General features: G+C 60.0%; 8 protein-coding genes. 3 read left to right on the plus strand and 5 right to left on the minus strand.

Features of this window, described 5'->3' with window-relative positions:
- Nucleotides 1–2: 2 nt before the first annotated feature.
- The 5 genes from QKW60_RS10695 to QKW60_RS10715 all read right to left on the minus strand — a co-directional run bounded on the left by QKW60_RS10695 (nt 3) and on the right by QKW60_RS10715 (nt 3,285).
- Nucleotides 3–872, minus strand: coding sequence for a DUF4198 domain-containing protein (locus QKW60_RS10695; RefSeq protein WP_282368684.1), 870 nt, complete (start codon nt 870–872; stop codon nt 3–5).
- A 24-nt stretch (nt 873–896) separates the two neighbouring features.
- A complete protein-coding gene (locus QKW60_RS10700; RefSeq protein ID WP_282368638.1) occupies nt 897–1,583 on the minus strand; it encodes an anti-sigma factor in 687 nt (228 codons plus the stop codon).
- Entirely contained in the window at nt 1,580–2,122 is a 543-nt protein-coding gene (locus QKW60_RS10705; protein WP_282368640.1) for a sigma-70 family RNA polymerase sigma factor, read from the minus strand. Before QKW60_RS10705 ends, QKW60_RS10700 begins: the two co-directional genes overlap by 4 nt.
- A 126-nt stretch (nt 2,123–2,248) precedes the next feature.
- A complete protein-coding gene (locus tag QKW60_RS10710; protein WP_282368642.1) occupies nt 2,249–2,668 on the minus strand; it encodes a DUF7282 domain-containing protein in 420 nt (139 codons plus the stop codon).
- Nucleotides 2,665–3,285 (minus strand): hypothetical protein, encoded by a 621-nt coding sequence (locus QKW60_RS10715; RefSeq protein WP_282368644.1) that lies wholly within the window; start codon nt 3,283–3,285, stop codon nt 2,665–2,667. The genes QKW60_RS10710 and QKW60_RS10715 overlap by 4 nt, the downstream gene beginning before the upstream one ends.
- Between QKW60_RS10715 and QKW60_RS10720 the strand changes: the two genes are divergently transcribed.
- The 3 genes from QKW60_RS10720 (at nt 3,248) to QKW60_RS10730 (ending at nt 6,218) form a co-directional block, all read left to right on the plus strand.
- Nucleotides 3,248–4,606 (plus strand): HupE/UreJ family protein, encoded by a 1,359-nt coding sequence (locus QKW60_RS10720; RefSeq protein WP_282368645.1) that lies wholly within the window; start codon nt 3,248–3,250, stop codon nt 4,604–4,606. The genes QKW60_RS10715 and QKW60_RS10720 overlap by 38 nt on opposite strands.
- Before the next feature lie 543 nt (nt 4,607–5,149).
- On the plus strand, nt 5,150–5,695 hold the full coding sequence (locus QKW60_RS10725; protein ID WP_282368646.1) for a TetR/AcrR family transcriptional regulator: 546 nt from the start codon (nt 5,150–5,152) through the stop codon (nt 5,693–5,695).
- 109 nt (nt 5,696–5,804) lie between these two features.
- Complete coding sequence (locus tag QKW60_RS10730; RefSeq protein WP_282368647.1) at nt 5,805–6,218, plus strand: ester cyclase; 414 nt, start codon at nt 5,805–5,807, stop codon at nt 6,216–6,218.
- Nucleotides 6,219–6,508 lie beyond the last annotated feature (290 nt).

Consider the following 6,508-nt stretch of genomic DNA (forward strand, 5'->3'; position numbering starts at 1 on the left):
ATTTACGGCTCAATATCAAATGAGACCGAGGCCCAGTGACTTTGCCAGACGACGCTGCCTGGCCCGTCCGCAGGTTCGATTCTCACGGCGTTGAGAAGATATTGACCCGTCCCGGGCATCGGAAACTCCGCGTAACCCTCGCCATCCGTTTCAACCAGGGTTCTGGTCGTGTCACCCGGTGCCGTTCCGCCGCTCGGCAGGTGGAACAGCGCAATCTGAATGTGCGGCGCGGCGGCGCCTTGCCACGTCAACCGAACGGTAAGGGTTCTTTTCCCGGCAATGAACGGCGTGCCGTCGACGACGATCTCGAACGGCATGCCGGTTGGACGATCAACATCGCTGTTGCCGATGGAGCCGACCTGGATCAACGCGCGTGCATTCCGCAGGTACTCTTCGGCGACCCCGGTGTCCGGTAGTCCGCGTGCGCGATGGCGGTCCGCGATCTCGGTAAGACCTTCATAGGCAAGGTAGGCCTCGAACTCTGGCATCGTGTCGAAGACAATGTAGGCCGGATGCGTCTCGACGGTTAGGATATGCAGACCGTTGCTGCCGAACGTCACGTCGTTGATGGCCGGGCGGTCTCCGAGCCTTGATGCAAGCGGCTCCACGCCTTCCCGCGAGACGTGCGTCATCGATCTGAATGTCGTGTCGAGATAGGGCAGGGCGGCACCGGACAGATCCTGCCCGACCCTGAGGTCGGCGGAAACACTTTCGCCCATCACGGGCCTGCCCGGACCGGCGTCGATCCAGAACTCATGTGCATCGAGCGGCTGCGAAGTCGCAACAAGGGCGATCAGGACAAGCTGCGCAAGGAATCTGGCGGGAATGGGTTTCAAAGCATGGCCTCCGAGTTTCTTGTGGAAGACACGCACAGACAGGCTCAAGAGTTTCAGATGTCAGACGTCGCTGAACTGCGCCGCGGCGACGATCGGCCCGGTCGGCGCACCTGACGGCGATCCCCCGGGCGGCTCCTCGGAGACGGCGATGGTTCCGGTCCGGACACCCGGCGCGATGTCGTCCGGCACGCGAATCCGCGTAATCCCCTGGTTCTCGAGGAGGCCCAGCGAAACGGGTGCGTCGGCCCCCTCCGCGATCAGCCAGAGTTCATGCACTCGCCCCTCCGGAGCTGTGCCTGTGACACGCTCGATCACGATCTCATGGGTAGCGGGAATGACGCCGGCCACCATCACCTGCGCGCGGTCTTCGGAGGCAAGCTCCGCCTGGAAGGCCACGGCGAGGTTTGGCTCCGGACCAAACGTCTCACCGAACAGAACGAACAGGAGCAGCCCCGCCGTAACTGCCCCGCCGGCAATCCAGGCCCAGAGCGCCTGCGCGGGGCGTCGTGCCGGCGGTTCGCCGACGGACTGAAGGACTCGGCTTCGAAGCGTCTTCGATGGCGCTACCACCTCAATGGCATCGGACAATGGCGACAGACGCTTTTCCCACGACCAGACGCGCACCTGAAGCTCACGATCCGTCGCGAGCCGCGCCTCGAAAGCCCGCCGCTCGTCGTCGTCGAGCAGGTGCAGGACGTACTCCGCTGCAAGGACGTCATCGTCATGTGCGTCTTCGGACTCGCTCATCGCGTCAGACAGTCTCTCAGTTTCATCAGGCTGCGCCGCAGCCAGGTTCTCATCGTGTTCAGCGGCACGTCGAAATGCTCCGCCAGATCCTTGTAGGTCTCCCCCTCCAGATAGACCGCCCGAACGGCATCGGCCCTGTCGCTTTCCAGTTCGCCCATGCAGGCCTCGATCCGGGCGCGCTCCGAACTGGCGATCGCCGCGGCCTCGGGGCCCGGCCCGGCGTCGGCGACAAGCGCCATCGCGTCGTCGCTGCCGGTCTCAGGTCGTCTTTTTCGAAGCCGGTCGATCGACATGTTCCGCGTCACGGTAATCAGCCAGGTCATCGGGCTGTGCCCCGTCACGGCGTAGGTATCGGCCTTCTGCCAGACCCGGACGTACACATCGTGCAGGACGTCTTCCGCTTCGCTTCTGTTCTGCAAGACACGCAGACAGACACCGAAAAGTTTCGCGCTGGTGGCATCGTAGAGCGACGCAAGCGCGTCCCGGTCGCGCAACGTGATGCGCGCCATCATGTCTTCGATATCGGCGATCGTTGTCATGGTATCTCGATGTGATCTCCCGCCGCCACCATTTGGCAGTGCGACGCGAAAGTCAAACAGGCGAACGCCGCGCCGACGGAAGGTCTTCCGCGGCGCGGCGCCACTCGCCACTCAAAAATCAGCGCGCTACTGTGCGGTGATCACACTCATCACAAGCTTGTCTTCGACCCGGATCGGCCCGTCCTCCTTCGCTCCGAGTGTATATTCGAAGACGCCGGTCGCCATGCCGCCGGATTCGCCGTGCACCATCAGCATCAGCATGTCTCCCGGGTTCACGGCTTCGGTAAGGATCGCCGCGACATCGGTGTTTTCGCCGGCACGCAGCGGCGCATATCCGACGACCGGACCGGGCTTCATGTCGGCATCCGTCCGATGAACGACCAGCCAACCGTTCTCGCCCGCCGCCACTTTCTCAGCGGCGACGATGCCGTTTTCGACCGATTGATCGAACGCCATGACCATGGGTGCCATTCCGTGGCCGGCCGCGAGCGCCGCGCCGGCAGTGACGGTTGAGGCGACAAGGATTGTAAGGAAAGTGTGTTTCATGTGGTATTTCTCCGTTTTGGACAGACAAAGCCACGATTGATCGTCGGGAAAAGTTTCGCGGGGACGAAGGATTTCTCGTGCCGGCGACAGCGCTGCTTTTCCGCCGGTCCGGACGCGCCTGCGAAGTTCAGCAAATGGCGGGCGAGCGCTCCGCATTGCGCTGGTCCAAAGCGACCGCCTGAAGCGCCCAGACTGGCCCGAACAAGAACCGGGCGATTGTCGGCGGCTTGCAGGTTCTGGCCAGTTCCAGAGATCCGAAGCCGTTGGATCGTCAGGATCGCACGATCATTCCTGTGAACTTTTTTGAAACTTTTGCGCCTGACGCCTCGTGTCTTCGCCTGAAGCCAAAGGAAGAGGCCCAGATGCCCGGAAACAGAGACACGTCCAATCGCCTTCCGCCTGACACAACATCCCGGGAAGAATATGAGGCGCTTTTTCGGCGAGACCTTCGGGAAAAGACCGAAATCGTGGCGAACCGGAACGAGGAAGATTTGAACTATGCGCATTAGGACGTTGTCCCGAACTGCGGCGAGATTGATTTGCTCGGCTTTTGCATCGGCGCTTCTTGCGGCCTCTGCTGTGCAGGCGCACGAGGTCCAGCCTGTGGTAATGGACATGACTATAAGCGCCGACACCGTCGAAATTTCAGCGGACTGGATGATCGAGACCGCAATTTCGGGTCTCGATCTGACCCATCTTCAGAACACCGCCGAGGCAGAAAACGACGTTGAGTATGACCGGCTTCGGGCACTGCAACCGGACCAGCTCGCCGAGGCCGTGAGCGCCGCCTGGCCCAGTATCGTATCGAAGCTCGAACTCTCAACAGGAGGCGAACGGCTTTCACTAAAGCTGGAGGACATCGAGGCCGGCGATGTTGGCAATTTAAAGATAGCCCGGCTCTCCACGCTTCGGCTGTCGGCCTCTTTGCCTCCCGGTGACGCGCCGCTCGAATTCCGCGCTGCGCCTGAACTTGGACCCTTCGTGGTCCGACTGACCGGCGTGGAGAACGGCTATGCGGAGTTTCTTGCGCCGGGCATGTCATCCGGCGCGATCCCGCGCACGGGTGGCGAAGACCAGACGGCCAGCGCGGCGTTCGTCGACTACATCGCCGTGGGTTTCGATCACATCGTCCCGAAGGGGCTGGACCACATCCTTTTCGTGCTTGGTCTCTTCTTCCTCTCGACCCGCATGGGGCCGCTCCTCTGGCAAGTCTCCGCCTTCACCCTGGCCCACACCGTGACGCTTGCCCTCGGCGCACTGGACATCGTGCGGATTCCGCCCTCGGTCGTCGAGCCGCTGATCGCCGCCTCCATCGTCTACGTGGGCGTCGAAAACGTGTTTTTTCGCAACCTGTCCCCCTGGCGCCCCTTCGTCGTGTTCGGCTTCGGCCTGTTGCACGGTCTCGGGTTTGCATCGGTTCTCATGGACTTCGGTCTCGGCGGTACAAACTTCGTGCCGAAGCTGGTCGGCTTTAACGTAGGAGTGGAGATCGGGCAGCTTGCGGTGATCGCTGCCGCCTGGCTTACACTGAACTTCTTCTTCGACCGGTACGAATGGTACCACCGCCGGATCGCGGTACCGGTGTCCGTTGCGGTTGCAATCATCGCCGCATTCTGGGTGTTGGAGCGCACGGGCGTTGTCGGCACCGACGGGCCATTGGCGCTGTTCAGTGCTCTGACAGAGGGTGGGTTCGATCCGATCTGGGTTGCGGCGGCTGCTGCCATTTTTACCGCTGCGCTTGCCGGAGTTCAGTTGCTTTCGGGGACTATGGAAAAGCTCAAAGAGTTTTCAGGAATGCTTACCTCGCTCCTGATGTTCCTCTTGCTCGTCGCGGCCTTCACATCAGGCGCGTGGGTCATGTGTGTTCTTGTGGCCTTGGCATGGGTGTTAGCGCTTCGGATCCAATCATTTAGCGGACGCGACGAAGCCGTCGCATAGGTTTCTTGCGACTTCGCACGAGTTTACGAGCACAAGAAATCAATGCAGTGCGGCCGGGCTCATCGCTTGCCCGCAATTAGGAAGGTGCAATCAATGCCGCCTTTCGTTTACATCCATCAAAACTCGGCCCGCGGATCACCGATCACGATAAAGGGACCCCCATCGCTACCTTGGGAGGTATCGTGCGTAGGCTCTGCCGTTCGCCGCAGGCAACGTAAACTTGCAAAAGGTAGACAAAGCGCTAGTTCACCGGATCTGCGAAAACGGCCCATTCCTGCCGTTCGTCGCAAAACGACGCGCTTCAGTGCGGCTTTCTCGAATTCGCCGTTCGCTCGTTAGTGCAGCATTTTTGGCGGAGCGGAGGAAGCAAAGCGATCGACGCGGACAGAGACGCATCGAGCAACCGGATATCCTAAAATGAAGATAAATGCCGACGTATCGAAAGCTAGTCCTATGGAGCGGCCACTGCCGTGCCTTGCGGTTTTGAAGCGATCATTTTAATATCGAGAGATGGGCAGACCAAGAACTTATTCCCGAGACGCTGTGGTCGAAAAGGCTATGGGCGTGTTTTGGCAGAACGGCTACGTGGCAACGTCGGTCAGCGATATCGTCCGCGAAACCGGGTTGAATACGGCCAGCATGTACAAGGAGTTCGGTGACAAGGACGGACTGTTCCTTGAGACGCTCGGCTATTACCGCGGCCATGTGATTGGGCCCCGCTATCAAATCCTGCGTGACAATCCCAACATGGCTGGCGTCGAGATGTTCGTGAAGAATGTCATAACCGGTGCCGCCCGGACGGAGTACAGGGGTTGCCTGATGATGAACCATCTGGCTCAGAAGCATGCGATCAGCCCGGATGCCGCCGAGCAGGTTGGCGCGTTCTGCGCCGAGATCGAATCGCTGATTGAAACCGCCCTTCGAAACGCCCAATCGGACGGAGATATCGAGCCGGACAAAGACCCGCAGCAGCTTGCGAGCTTCGTTGTACTCTGCGTTCACGGCGCAGTTCTGTATGGGCGTCACGAGAGCAAAAAAGACGAAATTACAAAGTTTTACGACATGATCATGGGCGTTCTCAGAGGGTAGCGGTAGCTCCACTTAGATTATAAAGTAGATATTTTAAAATAATCGATTTAGTATTCTCCCATCGGTCGCAACGACTCTAATGCGGCATCAATGACAGGGGAGAACCACAATGACGATTTCCGAAACTGCGATGGCCTTCTTCGACGCCTGCGAAACCGGCAAAGGCTGGGATGTGTGTAAGAACTACTGCCACAGTGGCGCTGCATTCTCGTGCCAGGCGGATGCGCTGGCGGAGATTTCGACCATTGAGGGATATACCGGCTGGACGGCGGGGCTGCTGACGCCTGTGCCGGATGGTCATTACGACCTAAAGTCCTTCTCGACCGATCACGAAAGGAACATCGTTGTGGCCACGTCGGTCTTCAAGGGGACGCAGACTGGCGCAGGCGGTCCGGTTCCGCCGACAGGTAAATCGGTTGCCGCAGATTATGCTTATGTCATGGAGTTCGAGGGCGGCAAGATCGCCCGGATGACCAAGATATGGAACGATGCGCATTCACTCAAGCAGCTTGGCTGGGCATAGTCGCTAGATAAAACTCGGAGCGCCGCCCAATGGGCGGCGTATTCCGTGGCAGATTTCTTCTCTCCGTGTCACGCTTTTGAGTACCTTCGAAAGGGATTCAATTTGGGCTCCGCCTACCGATCTCCGCTCCGCGTCGGACCCGCGCGACGCTAACTTTCCCAAATCGACGTGGGCGGCCCATACGCGACACTCGTCTCGGCACCTCGCGCCGCAGTGCAGCGTCCCCGAACCTGCCGTTCGTTCCATGACGCAGCATTTTTAACCAGCCAAGGCCCGGATCGCGGGAGAGA

The sequence above is a fragment of the Albidovulum aestuarii genome, from assembly GCF_029961185.1.
In the GTDB taxonomy this organism is placed as follows: Bacteria; Pseudomonadota; Alphaproteobacteria; order Rhodobacterales; family Rhodobacteraceae; genus Albidovulum; species Albidovulum aestuarii.